The following is a 17,699-nucleotide window of genomic DNA, read 5'->3' on the forward strand; positions in this document are numbered from 1 at the left end:
GGTCAGCCCGCCTGCACCTGCCCGTCGCCCGCGATCATCTCGCCCACCACCGCCGCCTGATCAAAGCCCTGGCTGCGGAACAGCGCCAGCACCGATTCCGCGGCCTCGGGCGCGCATGACACGAGCAAACCGCCCGACGTTTGCGGATCGGTCAGCAAGGCGCGCTGTGTGTCGGTGACCCCAGCGCCCAAACGCACGGCGTCGCCATACGACGCCCAGTTGCGGCCAGACGCGCCGGTGATGATGCCTTCGGCCGCAAAGGCTTCCACGCCCGGCAGCCAGGGCAAGGCATCCAGATGCAGCCGCGCCGTCAGCTTTGCGCCGCGCGCCATCTCCAGCGCGTGGCCCAGCAAACCAAAGCCCGTCACGTCGGTCACCGCGTGCACGCCATCCAGCGTGGCCAGCGCCGCACCGGGCCGGTTCAAGCGGGTGGTGGTGTCGATCATGACGCGGTAGCCGGCCTCGTCCAGCCGATTCTTTTTCAGTGCGGCCGACAAAATGCCCACCCCAAGCGCCTTGCCCAGAATCAGCACGTCGCCCGCGCGCGCATCGGCATTGCGCTTCACGCGATCCGGGTGCACCAGCCCCATCACCGCCAAGCCGTAAATGGGTTCGACCGAATCAATGCTGTGGCCGCCCGCCACCGGAATGCCGGCCTCCGCGCACACCGATTCGCCGCCGCGCAGGATGTCGGCGATGACGCTGTGCGGCAATACGTTGATCGGCATGCCGACGATCGCCAGCGCCATGATGGGCGTGCCGCCCATTGCGTAGACGTCCGACAGCGCGTTGGTGGCCGCGATGCGGCCGAAGTCGTGCGGGTCGTTAACGATGGGCATGAAGAAATCAGTGGTGGCGATCAGCGCTTGCTCGTCGTTCAGCCGATACACCGCCGCATCGTCGGCGGTTTCAGTGCCCACCATCAAATTTGGATAGCTGGCGGCAGGCCCGAAACGCTTGAGCAATTCCGACAGCACGCCCGGCGCAATCTTGCAGCCGCAGCCGCCACCGTGCGAAAGCGAAGTCAAACGCGGTGCGGGCGGGGCCGCGACGTCCTGGGTCATTTCAGTCTCCGTGGATCAATCGAAAAAGGATAGCATCGGCCCCGCTGTTGGCCCTATGATGTTTTGGCAGATCGCATCGCATTCAGCAGCAACGGACGGCCGCCCGGCTCCGGGCGCACCGACAGCCAATCTTCACCGTGCGTGGGGGCTTCATGGATCGCCGACACTTTCTCCGTTTCTCAGGCGCGTTGTGCGCCGCCACAACCGCCTTGCCGCAAGCGCTGCGCGCGCAGCAGGCGCCCGTCAGCGCCGGTTGGCGCAGCTTCGAACTCACCACCGATATTCGAGTCACCGACCCCGGCGCACACACGCGCATCTGGATTCCGGTGCCTTACGCCACCGACACTGCTTACCAGCGCGGCGCGCAAACCACGTGGCAAGTCAGCGGCGGCGGCACCGCCCAGTTAATGCGGGCGCCGGGCTACGACGTGCAGATGCTGGCCGTGCAATGGCCCGATGCACAGACCCCGCGCGCGGTCACGATGACAAGCCGCTTCCAGACGCGCAACCGCCGCGTGGACCTGACCGCGCCACCGTCCGCCGATGCCGTCTTGGAAACGCCCGACGCGCTGCGCGAATACTTGAAGCCCACCGCGCTGCTGCCCACCGACGGCATCGTCAAAACCACCGCCGACCAAATCACACGCGGCCATCAGGGCGACGTGGCGCGTGCGCGCGCCATCTACGAATGGGTCGTTGAAAACACCTGCCGCACGGCATCCACGCGCGGCTGCGGCGTGGGCGACGTGCGCTATATGCTCACGGCCAATGATCTGAACGGCAAGTGCGCCGACATCAACGCGCTGTTCGTGGCCTTGGCGCGTGCGGCCGGCATTCCCGCGCGCGATGCCTACGGCCTGCGCGTGGCGAATTCCGAGCTGGGCTACAAGAGCCTGGGCAAAGCGGGCGACGTCACCAAGGCGCAGCACTGCCGCGCCGAGTTCTATGCGTCGGGCTATGGCTGGGTGCCGGTCGACCCGGCGGACGTGCGCAAGGTCATGCTGGAAGAGCCGCCCGGCGAATTGCCCTTGACCGACGCCAAGGTGCGCGCCGCGCGCGTCATGTTGTTTGGCGCCTGGGAAATGAACTGGGTCGCCTATAACCACGGCCACGATGTCGTCCTGCCCGGTTCCGCGCATGACCCCGTGCCGTTCCTGATGTACCCCAACGGCGAGACGGCCGCCGGGCGTCTGGACAGCCTGGACCCGGCAAGCTTCAGCTACACGCTCACGGCAAAACCCGTGTCCATCTGACCCCTGCGGAGGAAGCCGCCTTGATCAGTCGTCGCCGTCTGCTTCAATCCGGCCTGTCGTTGGCGGCCGTGCCTGCCTGGGTGCGGGCCGCCACCGACTCTGCGCTGAAAACCGCCACCGGCCCCGACTGGGCGCCCTGGACCGCGCCCACCCCCCCGCTCATCCTTCCTGACCTTTCCGGCCGCGAACAGAAGCTGTCGGCGTGGCGCGGCAACGTCGTCATCGTCAGCTTCTGGGCGACCTGGTGCGATCCCTGCCGCGATGAAATTCCGTTGATGTCGGCCATGGCCAAGCGCCATCGCGAAGAAGGCCTGCGGCTGGTTGCGGTGAACGTGGGCGAAGCGCTGGGCAAGGTGTCGACCTTTCTGGCGAAATGGCCGGTGGCCGGCACGGTCTTGCATGACCGCAACAGCGCAGCGTCAAAGAAGTGGGAAGCGATTGGGTTACCCGCCAACTACCTGGTGGACCGAGGCGGATCAATCCGGTATTGGCACTTGGGGGAACTGGATTGGACGTCGGCGCGCGTGACGAGCGTGGTGACGCGGATGCTGCGCAGCTGAAGTGCGCGGATGAAACAACGTGGCGGAAGGCAGCAGGAGTCGAACCTACCTGGGAGCGTCTGACGCCCCCAACTGGGTTTGAAGCCCAGCCGTGCCGCCGGGCACGAATGCCTTCCGCAGCGGACCGCCTATGATACCGGCTGCTGCGATTTTTGCAGCCGCTCTTGCCGTCCGTACTACGGACGCTCTTGCTGCACCCCTTGCGCAACGGCATACGCGCTTTCGGCGCGCAGCACATGCGTGTCCCGCACCCGCCGCGTGTAGCCCACGCGATCAAAGAATTCCAGAATCTGGATGGCGCGCTTGCGGCCCAGCCCGGTGGCGTCACGGAACACGGCTGCGTTCAAACCGCCCGGCTGCGCGGCCAGATCCGCTGCCAACCCCGCCAACACACGCACCTGATTGCGGTGATAGAACAGATCTTTGACCACCTGCGCTACCTCGCCGCGCCGCAGCAGCTTGCGCAGCAACTGCCGCACCTGCTCTTCGGACGCTTCCAGTGATCGCGCCAGATCCCGCACCCAAGGGGGATCAAACGCACCGGCCTCCAGCAGCGGCAACAGCCGCGCCGCCAGGGCGATTTCGGCATCCGCCAACGTGGATGTGTGCGCCGGCAGATGCAGCCACGGCCCGTTGCGCACAATGCGGCCATCGCGTTGCAGCGCATCCAGCACCGCCGTCCACAACGCGTCGGGCCCCACCGGCATCGCCATCCGGCGCAAGCGCGCGCCATCGGGGCCGGGTTCATCCGGCGCGCTGTGGTGGAAGGCCGCCAACGCTTGTTCCACGCGCGCGCGCAGCGCGTCCCAATGGGCAGACAAGATCAAGGTGCGCGGGGCTTGGGCATTGCGTGTCTCGAGCCACAAAGCGCCGTGCGGCGCTTCGATGTCGCGTACCGGCTTGCCGGTCAGGCATTGCAACGTGGCTTCGTCCAGACCCAACGGCGCATGCTCCAGCACCGGCGCCAGGCCGCCGCCATCCAGCATGTCGGACAGCGCCTGCAAGCCTTGCAGGCGCGAGGCGGCGCGGCGCTTGCGGTCGGGCGCGTTCGGGTCCAGCACCCGGCCGCCGCCGACGGTGCGCGTGGCCTGCGCATTGCGCACGATGTAGCGGTCGCCCGGCATGGCGCAGACGGGTTCGTCGAACACCAACTGCACCCAGCCTGACTGCCCGGGCGCCAAGGTTTCGGCGCTAAGCGGCACCACGTGCGCCACATGGCGCGCCGCGCCGATGTGCACATGCAGCGGCGCCCAGGCGCGCACGGGCGCATCGGCGGACGGCAGCAGGGTCAACGCCACATCAACATGGCGCGACGGCAGAAAGCAGCGCGCATCCGCAATCCAGTCGCCGCGTGCGATGGCCTGCTTGTCGATGCCGGCCAGATTCAAGGCGCAACGCTGACCTGCCACGCCGGTTTCACTGGGCTGATTCTGCGCATGGATGCTGCGCACCCGCACGCGTGTGCCAGCGGGCATCAGGCGCAGATCGGCTGCGTCGTCGCCCGCGCGCACCTGCCCCGCGTGCGCCGTGCCGGTCACCACCGTGCCGTGGCCCGCCAGCGTGAACACGCGGTCCACGGCCAGCCGGAACAGGCCCGCCGCATCGCGCTGACGCAACGCTTCGGCTTGCGCGTGCAAATAGGTGTTGAGTTCGGCCGTGGCGGCGTCGCCGGGTTGTGACGCGCACACGGCGAACACCGGCGCGCCATCCAGAAACGTGCCTGCCGTCAGCTCGGCAATCTGCGCGTGCACGGCAGCTTGTTGCGCGGCGTCGGCGCGGTCGGCTTTGGTCAGGGCGATGGCGCCTTGCGCCACGCCCAGCAACGACAGAATGGCCAGATGCTCGCGCGTCTGCGGCATCACGCCGTCGTCCGCCGCCACCACCAGCAAGCCGAAGTCGATGCCGCTGGCGCCCGCCGCCATCGTGTGCACGAGCTTTTCATGGCCGGGCACGTCAATGAAGCCCAGCACGTCGCCATTGGCCAGCGGCGTGTAGGCGTAGCCGAGTTCAATGGAAATACCGCGCGCTTTCTCTTCCTTCAGGCGGTCGGTGTCCACGCCCGTCAGCGCGCGTACCAAGGTGGTCTTGCCGTGGTCGATATGCCCCGCGGTGCCGATGATCATGCCAACGGCTCCGCCAGTTGCGCCGCAAACGCGGCTTCGTCGCGCGCTTCCAGGCAGCGCAAATCCAGCCACAGCGCGTCGTCGGCAATGCGGCCGATAACGGGCGTGGGCAAGCGGCGCAGCTGCGCTTCCAGCTTATCCAGATGGCGTCCGGGGCGGCCGCTGCCCGTGTAGCGCACGGCCAGGCCGTAGCTGGGCAACTGGTCCACCGGCAACGCACCGCTGCCAATCTGGCTGAACATCGGCACGGCTTCCACCGCGTAGTTCGGCCCCACGGCATGCGCCAGCGTGGCGCGCAGGGCTTCGGCTTGCGGCTGAATCTGGCGTTGCGGACGCGTCAGCAGGCGCAGCGTGGTCAGGCGTTGCGACAGGAATTCCGGTGCGCGGTACAGGCCCAGCACGGGTTCCAGCGCGGCCAGCGTCAGCTTGCTGACGCGTAGCGCGCGCTTGAGCGGATTCTTCTTGATCTTGCGGATCAGGTCGGCGCGGCCCACCAGCAGGCCCGCCTGCGGGCCGCCCAGCAGCTTGTCGCCGCTGAAGGTAACCAGGTCGGCACCAGCCTCGATGGTCTCGCGCACGGTGTCTTCCTTGGGCAGGCCGAATTGGGTCAGGTCCACCAGCGTGCCGCTGCCCAGGTCCACCGTGGCCGGCAAACCCTTGGCGTGCGCCAGCGCCGCTACCTCGGCCACGCTCACGCTCTTGGTGAAGCCGGTGACCGCGTAGTTGCTGCAATGCACCTTCATCAGCATCGCGGTGCGCGGGCCGATGGCGGTGTCGTAATCGGTGGCGTGCGTGCGGTTGGTGGTGCCCACTTCAACCAGCTTGGCGCCCGCGCGCTTCATGATGTCGGGGATACGAAACGCGCCGCCGATTTCGACGAGCTCGCCGCGTGACACAACCACTTCCCGTTTGTCGGCCAGCGCGTTCAGCATCAGCAGCACGGCGGCCGCATTGTTGTTGACGACGGTGGCCGCTTCCGCGCCCGTCAGTTCGCACAGCAGCTCGTCGATGAGATCGTCGCGGTCGCCCCGGCCGCCGGTGTCCAGGTCGAACTCCAGGTTGGCGGGCGTGGTCAGCGCGCGCAATACGGACGCCACCGCTTCCTCGGGCAGCAGCGCGCGGCCCAGGTTGGTGTGCAGCACCGTGCCGGTCAGGTTGTAGACGGCGCGCAGACGCGGCTGGGCCGCTTTATCCAATGCCGCCGACACCCGGGCCGCAACAACCGGCGCATCGAGTTCCTGGCGCATCAAGCCGCCCGCCAGCGCCCGTTGGCGCAAGGCATCCAGATCGCGCCGCAACGCCGCAACCACTTGAGTGCGGCCATGCGTGTCGAGCGCTGTGCGCAACGCGTCGGCATTCAGCAAGCGGTCTAGCGGGGGAATATCGGAAACGGCGGCCACACTGCCTTCTGACGGGTGCTGGGCCATGCTATTCCTCGTTGCCGTGCCACAGCAGGGGGTTGCCGCTTGCGCGTGAATAGCCCGCCTCGCCCACCAGCACGTCCAGCATCAGGCTGGCCAGGTCATCGGCCACCGGCTCTACGTACAGGTCTTTGTCTTGGTAGAAGATCTTGCGATAGGTGTGGCAGTGGTCGCAGGTTTCCGCCTTGATGGCGGGCGAGCGGCCGTCGATGGCTTGATACGCCACCGATTCCACGTCTTCGCAATGCGAGCATTTCACACGCACCATGTGCCATTGCGTGGCGCACAGGCTGCAACACAGGTAGCGGTAGCCCTCGTACTGGCCGCCGACGCGCACCACGCTGGCCACCGGCAGGCTGGCGCACACGGGGCAGACGCCAAACGGGCTGACCACGGGCAATTGCTTGTCGTCAAAGCGGCTGGCCAGGTCCGTCCAGTAGACCTGCAAGGCCGCCATCACAAACGGGGCGGCGGCGCCGTCCACGCCCTGGTCCTGTTCGGACAGCACGGCTTCGGCCAGGTCTTCGAGCGATTCGGGGTCTTCGTCCACCGCGCGGCGCAGCGCACGGCAGACGTCAACGGCTTCGGCGGGCACGTTCTGGCCGCGCGCAACGTCGTCCACCAATTGCGCCAGGATGCCGCGCCACATCGGGTCGCGCGGCCAGCCCACGGCTTGCAACGGCGGCATGCCGTGCGCCTGCGCCAGGGCAAGGCGATCTTCCGATGCGCCCGGCGCTGCACAGTCTTTCAGCGCGCGCTGCTGGGCGTCAACCAATTGCGCCATCAGCAAAAGATAGTCAGCCACGGGGCTGTCGGCCGCCAATTGCCGCAAGCGCGCGGCACGCGTCGCAAACACCGACGCGCGGTCGGGCAGGCTGACGCGGGGGATGACATTGTGGTCTAGCGCTTCGATCTCGCCGCGCGGAAGAATTCGCTGCAATTGCGTCTCCAAGAAAACAAACACGGCTGCCAGCCTTCGAAGAAGGATAGCAGCCGTGCGGTCAGGATAAAACTGGCGCTACTTTCGGATCTGTTCGCGGAACCAGGCGCGGTGGTGTTTCCACGCCCAGCCAGCGGTGACATAACCGCGCAGCATCGCGGTGAGCGATCCCTTGACCCAGATGGCCGCGTAGATGTGCACGATGATCGAGCAGATCAGCACCAGCGCCGTCACGGCATGCACGACGGACGCCACCCGAACCACCCAGATGGGGAAGTAGAACGCGAAGAACTCGCGCCAGATCACGATGCCGCTGGCAAACAGCCCCAGCATGCACAGCACCAGCACGTAGAACAGCAGCTTCTGGCCGGCGTTGTACTTGCCGACTTCGGGCAGCTTTTCTTCGCGGTTCTCGACCACGTCGTTCAGTTGCTTCAACCACTGGCGGTCGGCCTTCGTCATCAGGTTGTGCCGCCACATGTGGCCGGCGAACACGACGAAGCAGGCGAACATCACCACCCCGATGAAGGGGTGCAGGATGCGCGTCCAGGGGCCGCCGCCAAACAGGTTGGACAACCAGTACATCGACGGGTGAAACAGCGCCAGCCCGGACAACGCCAACAAGATGAACGTGAGGGCAATGATCCAGTGGTTGGTGCGCTCGCCCGGCGTATAGCGCTTGATCCGGCGGTGACGGTGGTCTTCACTCATGGCGCACCTCCTCTTCGGCACGGCGTTCGTCTTCTTCCGAGACCTCGTTGCGGCCCACGCGGGCGTAGTGGAAGAAGCCCGCCAAGGCGGTCAGGGCCATCATGGCCACGCCCAGCGGTTTGGCCAGCCCCTTCCACAACGACACCATGGGGCTGATATGCGGGTCTTTGGGCAGCCCGTGATACAGCCCGGGCTGGTCGGCGTGATGCAGCACATACATGACGTGGGTGCCGCCCACGCCTTGCGGGTCATACAGGCCGGCCTGATCGAAACCGCGGGACTTCAAGTCCACGATCCGTTCTTCGGCATGCTGCTTCATGTCTTCCTTGGTGCCGAACACGATGGCGCCGGTGGGACAGGCCTTGACGCACGCCGGCTCCTGGCCGACGGCCACGCGGTCGGAACACAAGGTGCACTTGTACGCCTTGTGGTCTTTCTTGGAAATGCGCGGCACGTTGAACGGGCAGCCGGTGATGCAGTAGCCGCAGCCAATACAGTTTTCTTCGTGGAAGTCCACGATGCCATTGGTGTATTGGATGATGGCGCCCGGCGAAGGACAGGCTTTCAAACAGCCCGGGTCCTCGCAGTGCATGCAGCCGTCTTTGCGGATCAGCCATTCCAGGTCGCCTGCGGGGTTCTCGTATTCCGAGAAACGCATGACGGTCCAGGAATGCTCGGTCAGGTCGGCCGGGTTGTCGTAGACGCCCACGTTGGTGCCGATCTCGTCGCGCAGATCGTTCCATTCCATACAGGCGCTTTGGCAAGCCTTGCACCCGATGCATTTGGAGACGTCGATCAGCTTGGCCACCGAGCCCGTGATGGGTTCACGGATGCCCGGCGGCGGGGTCGTGGTGGCGGAGCGCCGCTTGATGTCTAGGGATTGCAGGGACATGTCGGTTCTCCTAAGCCTTCTCGACCTTGACCAGGAACGACTTGAATTCCGGTGTTTGGGAATTGCCGTCGCCCACAACTGGCGTCAACGTGTTGGTCAGGAAGCCGGGTTTGGCCAGGCCCACGAAACCCCAGTGGATGGGTATGCCTACGTGGTGCACGGTCTTGCCCTCGATGGTCAGCGCGCGCAGGCGCTTGGTGACCAGCGCCACGGCCTTGATGTAGCCGCGGTTGGACGAGACCTTCACACGTGACCCGTTGGCGATGCCCAGTTCCTTGGCCAGCGCGTCGCCGATTTCAACGAATTGCTCCGGCTGGAGAATCGCGTTGATGCGGACGTTCTTGGTCCAGTAGTGGAAGTGCTCCGTCAGACGGTACGTGGTGGCCACATAGGGGAACTTGTCCACCGTGCCCATCGCGGCCAGGTCGTCCTTGAAGACGCGCGCGGCCGGATTGCTGGTGACACCCTTGGCCTTCGGATACAGCGGGTTGTAGCCCAGCGGCGTCTCGAAGGGTTCGTAGTGCTCGGGGAACGGCCCTTCGGCCATGCCCGCCTTCGCGAAGAAGCGCGCCACCCCTTCCGGGTTCATGATGAACGGCCCCATGCCGCCATCGGGGTTTTCATCGCCCTTGAAGTCGGGGATGTCGGCGCCCGTCCAGATCTTGCCGTTCCACGAGATCAGGCTGCGGCGCGGGTTGAATGGCTTGCCCGACACGTCGCACGATGCGCGGTTGTACAGGATGCGGCGGTTGGCCGGCCACGCCCACGCCCAATTCAGGGTTTGGCCGATGCCGGTCGGGTCGCTGTTGTCGCGACGCGCCATCAGGTTGCCGCCGGGGCCCCAGGCGCCGGCGAAGATCCAACAGCCGCTGGCGGTGGAGCCATCGTCGCGCAATTCCGCAAAGCCCGCCACTTGTTCGCCGCCCTTGCGCACGAGTTTGGTGGGGTCCTTGGGGTCCATGACGTCCACCAGCGCCTTGCCCGAATATTCCTTGGCCAACTCTTCCGCGGTGGGGTTCTGCGGGTTGGAGTACGGCCAGGACAGGTTGACGATGGGGTCGGGGTACTTGCCGCCTTCCTCCTGGTACATCTTGCGCAGGCGCGTGAAGATGAGCGACATGATTTCGATGTCGCTCTTGGCTTCGCCCGGAGGCTCGGCGCCCTTCCAGTGCCATTGCAGCCAGCGTCCGGAGTTCACCAGCGCGCCATCTTCTTCAGCGAAACAGGTGGTAGGCAGGCGGAAGACTTCGGTCTGGATCTTGGACGAATCCACATCGTTGTGTTCGCCCGCGTTGCGCCAGAACTCCGAGGTCTCAGTGACCAGCGGGTCCATGATGACCAGGTACTTCAGCTTGGCGAAGCCGTCGTTCAGCTTGCTCTTGTTCGGCGCCGCCGCAAGCGGGTTGAAACCCTGCGCGATGTAGCCGTTCATCTTGCCCTGGACCATGAGCTCGTAGACTTGCAGCATGTCGTACATCTTGTCGAGCTTGGGCAGATAGTCGAACGCCCAGTTGTTCTCGGCAGTGGCCGACTTGCCCCACCAGGCCTTCATCAGGCTCACGTGGAACTTGCCGTAGTTCTGCCAGTAGCTCAGCTGATTCGGGCGCAAGGGCTTTAACGCACGCGTCTCGATGTACTTGGCGTAATCCTGCTCGGGCTCGTTGGGCAGCGTCATGTAGCCGGGCAGCAGGTTCGACATCAGGCCCAGGTCAGTCAGGCCTTGAATGTTCGAGTGCCCGCGCAGCGCGTTCATGCCGCCGCCGGCGATACCGATATTGCCCAGCAGCAGCTGCACCATTGCGCCGGTGCGGATGATCTGCGACCCGATGGAATGCTGCGTCCAGCCCAGCGCGTACAGGATGGTGGCGGCGCGATTCGTCGTGGCCGTAGAGGCCAGCATGTCGCACACCTTCAGGAACTTGTCGCGGGGCGTGCCGCACACGCGCTCAACCATGTCTTCGGTGTAGCGCGAGTAGTGCTTCTTCATCAGCTGGTAGACGGTGCGCGGATGCGTCAGCGTCGGGTCCGTCTTGACGAAGCCGTCATCGCCGCGCTCGTAGTCCCAGCTTGCCTTGTCGTACGTGCGCTTCTCGGCGTTGTAGCCGGAGTACAGGCCCGCGTCGAACGTGAAGTCCTCGCGCACGATGTAGGAAAAGTCGGTGTAGTTGCGCACGTACTCGTGCTGGATCTTGTCGTGATCCAACAGGTACTTGATGACGCCACCCAGGAAGATGATGTCGGTGCCGGTGCGTATGGGCGCGTAGAAGTCCGCCACGGAAGCCGAGCGCGTAAAGCGCGGGTCCACGACGATCAGCTTCGCCTTGTTATGGGCTTTGGCTTCCGTGACCCATTTGAACCCGCACGGGTGGGCCTCGGCGGCGTTGCCACCCATGATCAGTACTACGTCCGCGTTCTTGATGTCGACCCAATGGTTCGTCATCGCTCCACGGCCAAACGTCGGGGCAAGACCTGCCACCGTCGGGCCATGTCAGACACGGGCTTGGTTATCGAATGCCAACATCCCCATGCTGCGCACGGTTTTGTGCGTGATGTAGCCCACCTCGTTGCTACTTGCCGAGGCGGCCAGCATGCCGGTGGTCAGCCACCGGTTAACGGTTTTGCCGTCCGCGGTCTTCTCGACGAAGTTCGCATCGCGGTCGGCTTTCATGAGTTTGGTGATGCGCGTCAGGGCGTCGTCCCACGACATCCGCACCCATTTGTCCGACCCGGGCGCCCGGTATTCCGGGAACTTGAGACGGTTGGGGCTGTGGATGAAGTCGATCAGGGCTGCGCCCTTCGGACAGAGCGTGCCGCGATTGACGGGGTGATCGGGGTCGCCTTCGATGTGCATGATGCTGGCGCGCGCGTTCTTGGCGCCGTCGCCCAGACCGTACATCAGCAAACCGCAGGCGACCGAACAGTAGGGACAGGTGTTGCGCGTTTCAGTCATGCGCGCAAGTTTGTACTGGCGAACTTCGGCCATGGCTGTGCCGGGAGCAACCCCGAGCAATGCCAGGCTGGAGCCTGCCAGGGTTGCACCTGTCACCTTGAAGAACTGGCGGCGATTCATGTTGACCATGAAGCACTCCTCTCCTGGTGAATGAAGAAAGCCGGAGGCCTGCCCGAAGGAAGAAGCCCTACAGCTTCCAAGGATATTTCAATGAGTATATTCCGAAGCCGTCCCAGCATGCCATGGGTCTATCCCCCTTTTCTGCGCGGATTTACAGGCGAAATGGGAGTTGTTTGCAGATTTTGGACGGTCGGCCGGCTGCTACCATTGCCGGCTGTCGTAATGTGCAGCGGCGTGGTTCTTGGCCCGCTTGCCCCCCGCTTGCACGCTCGCTTGCACGCCTACACGCCTGCACGCCTGCACGCCTGCTTGCACCGCTGCTTGCACCCTGTTTGTCCCTGCTTGTCCCCTGTTTGTCCCCTGCTTGTCCCCTGCTTGCCCCTGTTGCCCCTTTTTGCCTGATCGCTGGAGCGCCGATGCGCCGCTTTGCCCCGTTGGCCCTGTCTCTTGCCGCCCTGGCATGGACCACCGCCCCCGCCGCCCTGGCCGCCCCCGCCCGGCCCGCGCTGAGTCCCGCCGCGGCCGCCACCGAAGCCGCGCAGCAGGCGGCGATGGAAGGCTATCTGTACTTCTACCCGCTGGTCACCATGGACCTGACGCGGCGCCAGTTCACCCACCCGTCGCAAGGGGCTCAGGGCGCCCCCGCCAACACCTTTCTGCATGGCCGCACCCTGCCCCAGCCCGGCACGGCGGCGCCGTGGGCCAACCCCGACATGCTGCGCAGCACGGGCTGGCTGGACCTGACTGCCGGCCCCGTGGTGCTGTCGGCGCCCGATACGCAAGGCCGTCTGTACACGCTAAGCCTGCTGGACATGTGGACAGACGTCTTCGCCACGCTGGGCAAGCGCACCACCGGCACGGCCAAGGGCAACACCGTGATCGTGCCGCCCGGCTGGACGGGCACCCTGCCCTCGGGCATGGCGCGCCTAGACGCCCCCACGGCGCACGTGTGGGCAAAGATCCTGATCCAGGCTGACGGGCAGGCGGACCTTTCTGCCGTCAACGCCTTGCAAGACGGCTTCACGCTGACGCCGCTGTCGCAATGGAACCTGCCCGCGCAATCGCAACGCGTGAAGTCGGACCCGAACCTGGACTTGAAGATTGCCGTGCGCGAACAGGTGGAATCCATGCCGACCGACGCCTTCTTCACCTACGCCGCCGAGCTGATGCGCAAGCACCCGCCGCACGCCACCGACCAGCCCGTGCTGGCGCAGCTGCGCCGGGTGGGCATCATCCCCGGCCGCACCTTCGACTTCGACAAGCTTGACCACCCCGCCAAGCAAGGCATGCGCCGGGGCCTGCGCGCCGCGCGCGAACGCATGGACGCCGCCGCCGGCCAATCATTGCGCAACCTGAACGGCTGGCAGCAGGAAACGGGCAGCGTCGGCGTCTATGGCAATGGCTATTTGCGCCGCGCGCTGGCGGCCCAAGCCCAGCCCGGCGCCGGCCTGCCCGAAGACCTGAGCGTGTTGCTGCTGGCGGCTGATAGCCACGGTGCGCCGATCGACGGCGCGCACCGCTACACGCTGCATTTTGAAAGCGGCCAGTTGCCGCCCGCAGGCGCGCTGTGGTCGCTGGCCGTGTACGACGGCCAGGGCATGCCGGTGGCCAATATGCTGAACCGCTACGCGCTGGGAGACCGCGCGCCGTTGGCCTACAACGCCGACGGATCGCTGGACGTGCATGTCAGCGCGCTGCCGCCCGCGCCTGAAGTCCAGGCCAACTGGCTGCCCGTGCCGGCCGTGGGCCCCGTGACGCTGCTGCTGCGCGTCTATGAGCCGGGCCCGGCCTTGCTGGACGGGTTGTGGATGCCGCCGGGAATGGTGCGCGATGAAGGGGAGACCAAACCCGAACCCCAATCCGAACTCGCCCCCCACATGGAACCTGCCCCCGCCCCGGCTGCGGAGACCGCGCCGCTGGTGCAGGCCGCGCCGCCTGTCGCCGCGCCCGCTGCCGCCCCCGCCAAACCGTCAACCGCCACGCCCAAGAAACCCTGATCGCCGTACGAATGTCGGCGCAATGACAGGCGCCTGCCGCTACCATAGGCGTTTTATTCACGAATGATGAGCGCCCGCCATGGACGACGCCTTTAGCCACCAACTGACGATGACCATCCTGATGACGCCGGACATGGCGAATTTTTCAGGAAACGTACACGGCGGCACCATCCTCAAGTATCTGGACCAGGTCGCTTATGCCTGTGCGAGCCGGTACGCCGGCCAATACGTGGTGACGCTGTCCGTGGATCAGGTTGTATTCCGCGAACCCATCCATGTGGGCGAACTGGTCACGTTCCTGGCGGCGGTGAACTACACCGGCCGCACGTCGATGGAAATCGGCATCAAGGTCGTCACCGAAGACATCCGCAAGAAACTCGTGCGCCACACCAACAGCTGTTACTTCACGATGGTGGCGGTAGACGACAAGGGCGCGCCCACCGCCGTGCCGCCGCTGGAACCGCGCAACCTGGAAGAACGGCAACGCTTCGAAGCCGCCGGCCTGCGCCGCGAACTGCGCCAGGAAATGGAGCGCCGCCACGATCAGATCAAACGTGAAACCACGCACGACACGCCGCAGGCCTGATTGATCCTTTGGCTATTTCTCGGTGCCAGGTTCGCTTGCGATAAACGCATCCAGAGTTTTACGGTCTGCTTCCGCTTGCGCGGGAGTGGGCCCCCGATAGGATCGTTCTGGCTCAACCCGAGGCGGCGCCACGGCCCCGTAGCGCGGCCGCACGGACCGCATGGCGTGATCCCAGATCGCCACGATTTCCGCATTGCTCAGCACGGGATCTACTTGCGGCGGCGGCGCCTTGCGTTGCCATAACGGCGGGTCGCGCCTATCCACGAAGTTGGGCAGATACCAATTCAGCATCTTGTCTGGCGTCATGTCCGGGTCGACATGCTTTCTGAGCGCTCCGCCCGCCGTCAAACGAAAATTGATCGACGGGTTCGCCAAGGAACCGTTGTCGCGGTAGTTTTCGGCCACAAACAGCAGCTCGCGATGGTCTTCCGCCTCGTATCCCAACAGGTATTCTTCGGCCGGGTTGCCCGCCAGGGTGGTTGGCCCCTTGCGCAGCAAGTCATGGTTTTCCGCGCGAAACGTCTTAAAGTTTCGGACCATGCGGGCGATGACGCGTGGCGACTGATCGGGCGTGACGGCACTGAATGTGATCTGCAACTTCACGTTCGAACCTCGCGCCATGAAGCTCACAATGCCCATTTCATGGTCATGCGTGCCGCGGATGATGACAGGCCCCAACGACACCCCGGGACCCGCCGTTTCTGCTTGGCCAACCGCAACCACCTGCGGGGCCAGTTCGGCGAGCCGCGATTCCACTTGTGGGTTCGAACCCTCATACGAGTTTGCCGCCAGCAAGACGTGCGTGCCTTTCACCAGCAGATGCAATTCATAGGTTTGCGACCACGTGCCCACCCTGCTCTTGTGAAATTGGAGCAGCCACGTGCCCGGCGATAACTCCTGCGCGCCCAGAAGCATGGACTTTCCGGTTGCTGAACTGACCTCGGCGCGGATGCGCTGTGCGCGTTCCGCCAAGGCCTCGTCGAATTGCGCTTGCGTGATGTCCTGCCCCAGCAGATCGACTTCGACGCGTTTGTGATCAGCGCCCAGTCCGTAATACAGGATGGCTCGACTGCTGGAAGGCGGCCCCCAGTTGACGGGAAGTTCGATCAACAGCCTGCCCACCGACCAAGTCTGCATGGGTAAGGTGATCGCGGTCATGGCGGGCTTCTCCTTGAAGTGGAATAGGGCCATCGCGCCAGCGGCCAGCCCCAACAATAGGCAGAGCAGCGGGATCAGGCGGCGCATAGCGGACGCTTGGCTTGGGCTGCAATCTTTATCAGGCTGTACAGGGTGAAGTGCCGCGTCTGCACGACGCCGAATGCGCCCTCGTGGTCAAAGCCGGTGACGCCGACTTGCGCCCGCACCTGGCCCTCGCGTGCCTGCATGGCAGGCGCCTTGCCCGAGCTGACGGGAACCGTGCCGTCGCCGCTGCCATCCTGCATGGAGCAGTGCAGTTCCCAATGGCTGACTTCCATGGGTTGGGTCGGCCATTCCCCTCTGAGACGCGCGGCGTGTTCAGCGCGCCCTCCCCCCACGTACAGGGGGCTGGACCCTTCATCCCGCACATCCACCATCTGCATGGTGGATACCACGAAGGCGTCCGGCGGTACGCCCAAGGGCCTCTCCGGGTAGCCTCGACCGGGGTGCATTTGCCAGGTAATGGTTTCGAAACTCGGCTGTTTGTCGTCAGCCCCGTAATACACATAGGTGTTGGGGTGATAGGCGCCACCTATCTTTTCGTGGAACCGCTTCGCCTCCCTGATGTTCCCGGCGTAGTCGACCCATTCGATAGGGGTCCCCTCCTCAGGCGCCAGCCATTCCTCGCGCAGCAACGCCCACCAGCGATCACGGCGCAGATAGATTTCGGCATACGGGTCCGCTTCGGGGCGGGCAGGCATGGCGGGCGCGTAGTGCTGGTCCCGCAAGCGCAGCCAGCCCAAGGCATAGCGCTTGGTGGGCAGCAATTGCAGCGCACCGGGCGCCTGGGCAAAGACGGCGGTGACTTCCTTGCCGGTCCTGCCGATCACCGCGCCGGCCATCGCGCTTTCTTGCTGCATTCCCACCTTGCATCGGCGGTACGCCACCGGGGCGCCATTGGTCGGCATAGCGCCATGCATCACGCCCGCGATCACGTCGGCCATGCCAGGCAACTGCGCACAACGACGCGCCACCAGCCCTCCCATGGAATGCGTGACCAGAATGACTTGCTGGCAGTTCCCGCCGTACTGGCGTCGTATCTCATTGATCCGCACGGCCAGTTTTGCCGCCGCGTCTTCGTTGTCCTCAAGCCAGTTGTAGCCAAACGCGTGGACCGGCATCCGGTACGCCGCACGCGCCGACAGCTCGTCCGTCTTCAGATGCGGCAACTCACGCAGAAGCCGTTCACCCAGCCCTGCCAGCGGCACATCGAGCCCGGGCTTGAGGATCGGGTGGGGCGAGCCATTGTCGGGCATGTCCAGATGCATGGACTTCAGTTGGAACGCCGGCCACTGATGCGGCAGGTAGGCGCTGTTCAAGGTGTCTTCGAGCCACAGCAAGAACGCGTGATAGCTGCTTTCGCTGACCTCCCCCCAGCCTCTTTCACGATAGCGGGCGATGACCGCGTCTTTGCGTTGCGCCGCGGATTCGCCAGGAGGTTCGATCACGGAACCCGCGCCCCGTGCGGGGACGGCTCCGTCGGGGTCCACCGCGACCCGTTTGGGATGCAAAACGGTCTGGCGTGTACCCGCGTACTCATCGCTCCAACGCTTGAACAGCCCCAAAGGCTTGCCTGCCAGACCCGCATCCAGACGCCACACCGGTTCGCCGGCCTCGCCCGCATCTGGCGCTGACTTCAGATTCGACCCCATGATGCCTGGGATGAATATGACCGGCAGTATTGCAGCTGGCGGAACCAGGAGGATGACCGGATCGCAGAGGGCCGTAGGCGTGAGTCTCCAGTGGAACAAGGGCTGGCCCCGGGCGTCGAAAGACATCGGGGCGTAACGCCGTGCGGTTGGGGCGTTGTCGGTCATGGCGGGCTCCCAAGTGTGCGCGCACATGGCCATGGAAGACTGCGTAGCCTTGCGCGAGCTAATCTCAA

The 17,699-nt window shown here is 65.2% G+C and carries 13 protein-coding genes and 1 tRNA gene; 4 read left to right on the forward strand and 10 right to left on the reverse strand.

The genetic code is table 11. The features are described from left to right. Window positions 1-2 precede the first annotated feature (2 nt). Entirely contained in the window at window positions 3-1,064 is a 1,062-nt protein-coding gene (gene selD / locus HV765_RS18655) for a selenide, water dikinase SelD (RefSeq protein ID WP_175170582.1), read from the reverse strand. 152 nt (window positions 1,065-1,216) lie between these two features. Between selD and HV765_RS18660 the strand changes: the two genes are divergently transcribed. Then, window positions 1,217-2,317, forward strand: coding sequence for a transglutaminase-like domain-containing protein (locus HV765_RS18660; RefSeq protein ID WP_054421188.1), 1,101 nt, complete (start codon window positions 1,217-1,219; stop codon window positions 2,315-2,317). Window positions 2,318-2,337: 20 nt separating this feature from the next. Next, entirely contained in the window at window positions 2,338-2,877 is a 540-nt protein-coding gene (locus HV765_RS18665; protein WP_054421187.1) for a TlpA disulfide reductase family protein, read from the forward strand. A gap of 20 nt (window positions 2,878-2,897) precedes the next feature. Here the strand turns inward: HV765_RS18665 and HV765_RS18670 are convergent. From HV765_RS18670 to fdnG, 7 genes are all read right to left on the reverse strand, one after another. Next, window positions 2,898-2,993 (reverse strand) — tRNA-Sec (locus HV765_RS18670). 60 nt (window positions 2,994-3,053) lie between these two features. Continuing rightward, window positions 3,054-5,000 (reverse strand): selenocysteine-specific translation elongation factor, encoded by a 1,947-nt coding sequence (selB, locus tag HV765_RS18675; protein ID WP_175170583.1) that lies wholly within the window; start codon window positions 4,998-5,000, stop codon window positions 3,054-3,056. Continuing rightward, window positions 4,997-6,427, reverse strand: coding sequence for an L-seryl-tRNA(Sec) selenium transferase (selA, locus tag HV765_RS18680; RefSeq protein ID WP_175170584.1), 1,431 nt, complete (start codon window positions 6,425-6,427; stop codon window positions 4,997-4,999). The genes selB and selA overlap by 4 nt, the downstream gene beginning before the upstream one ends. A gap of 1 nt (window position 6,428) precedes the next feature. Next, window positions 6,429-7,361, reverse strand: coding sequence for a formate dehydrogenase accessory protein FdhE (gene fdhE, locus HV765_RS18685; protein WP_054421184.1), 933 nt, complete (start codon window positions 7,359-7,361; stop codon window positions 6,429-6,431). 78 nt (window positions 7,362-7,439) lie between these two features. Beyond that, window positions 7,440-8,072, reverse strand: a complete 633-nt coding sequence (locus tag HV765_RS18690) for a formate dehydrogenase subunit gamma (protein ID WP_054421183.1) — start codon at window positions 8,070-8,072, stop codon at window positions 7,440-7,442. Then, a complete protein-coding gene (gene fdxH, locus HV765_RS18695) occupies window positions 8,065-8,964 on the reverse strand; it encodes a formate dehydrogenase subunit beta (RefSeq protein WP_175170585.1) in 900 nt (299 codons plus the stop codon). The genes HV765_RS18690 and fdxH overlap by 8 nt, the downstream gene beginning before the upstream one ends. Window positions 8,965-8,974: 10 nt before the next feature. Continuing rightward, window positions 8,975-12,043: a formate dehydrogenase-N subunit alpha gene (gene fdnG, locus HV765_RS18700; protein WP_156336342.1), complete on the reverse strand. Its 3,069-nt coding sequence runs from the start codon at window positions 12,041-12,043 to the stop codon at window positions 8,975-8,977. Between the two features lie 407 nt (window positions 12,044-12,450). Here fdnG and HV765_RS18705 point away from each other — a divergent pair, with 407 nt between their 5' ends. Then, complete coding sequence (locus tag HV765_RS18705) at window positions 12,451-14,031, forward strand: DUF1254 domain-containing protein (RefSeq protein WP_175170586.1); 1,581 nt, start codon at window positions 12,451-12,453, stop codon at window positions 14,029-14,031. Window positions 14,032-14,110: 79 nt separating this feature from the next. Continuing rightward, entirely contained in the window at window positions 14,111-14,617 is a 507-nt protein-coding gene (locus tag HV765_RS18710) for an acyl-CoA thioesterase (RefSeq protein ID WP_054421179.1), read from the forward strand. 12 nt (window positions 14,618-14,629) lie between these two features. Here the strand turns inward: HV765_RS18710 and HV765_RS18715 are convergent, their stop codons facing one another. After that, a complete protein-coding gene (locus tag HV765_RS18715) occupies window positions 14,630-15,775 on the reverse strand; it encodes a T6SS immunity protein Tli4 family protein (protein WP_175170587.1) in 1,146 nt (381 codons plus the stop codon). A 74-nt stretch (window positions 15,776-15,849) separates the two neighbouring features. After that, window positions 15,850-17,592 carry a PGAP1-like alpha/beta domain-containing protein gene (locus HV765_RS18720; protein WP_217483374.1) on the reverse strand — a complete coding sequence of 581 codons (1,743 nt, stop codon included), beginning with the start codon at window positions 17,590-17,592 and terminating at the stop codon, window positions 15,850-15,852. Between the last annotated feature and the right edge of the window lie 107 nt (window positions 17,593-17,699).

The organism is Achromobacter kerstersii (assembly GCF_902859595.1).
GTDB lineage: Bacteria > Pseudomonadota > Gammaproteobacteria > Burkholderiales > Burkholderiaceae_B > Achromobacter > Achromobacter kerstersii.

Excerpts from the sequence above, each read along its gene's own strand:
- HV765_RS18660 (WP_054421188.1), top strand. The coding sequence starts at position 1,217 with ATGGATCGCCGACACTTTCTCCGTTTCTCAGGCGCGTTGTGCGCCGCC.
- selA (WP_175170584.1), bottom strand. The coding sequence starts at position 6,427 with ATGGCCCAGCACCCGTCAGAAGGCAGTGTGGCCGCCGTTTCCGATATT.
- HV765_RS18715 (WP_175170587.1), bottom strand. The coding sequence starts at position 15,775 with ATGACCGCGATCACCTTACCCATGCAGACTTGGTCGGTGGGCAGGCTG.
- HV765_RS18705 (WP_175170586.1), top strand. The coding sequence starts at position 12,451 with ATGCGCCGCTTTGCCCCGTTGGCCCTGTCTCTTGCCGCCCTGGCATGG.
- selD (WP_175170582.1), bottom strand. The coding sequence starts at position 1,064 with ATGACCCAGGACGTCGCGGCCCCGCCCGCACCGCGTTTGACTTCGCTT.
- fdxH (WP_175170585.1), bottom strand. The coding sequence starts at position 8,964 with ATGTCCCTGCAATCCCTAGACATCAAGCGGCGCTCCGCCACCACGACC.
- HV765_RS18720 (WP_217483374.1), bottom strand. The coding sequence starts at position 17,592 with ATGTCTTTCGACGCCCGGGGCCAGCCCTTGTTCCACTGGAGACTCACG.
- HV765_RS18690 (WP_054421183.1), bottom strand. The coding sequence starts at position 8,072 with ATGAGTGAAGACCACCGTCACCGCCGGATCAAGCGCTATACGCCGGGC.
- HV765_RS18710 (WP_054421179.1), top strand. The coding sequence starts at position 14,111 with ATGGACGACGCCTTTAGCCACCAACTGACGATGACCATCCTGATGACG.
- selB (WP_175170583.1), bottom strand. The coding sequence starts at position 5,000 with ATGATCATCGGCACCGCGGGGCATATCGACCACGGCAAGACCACCTTG.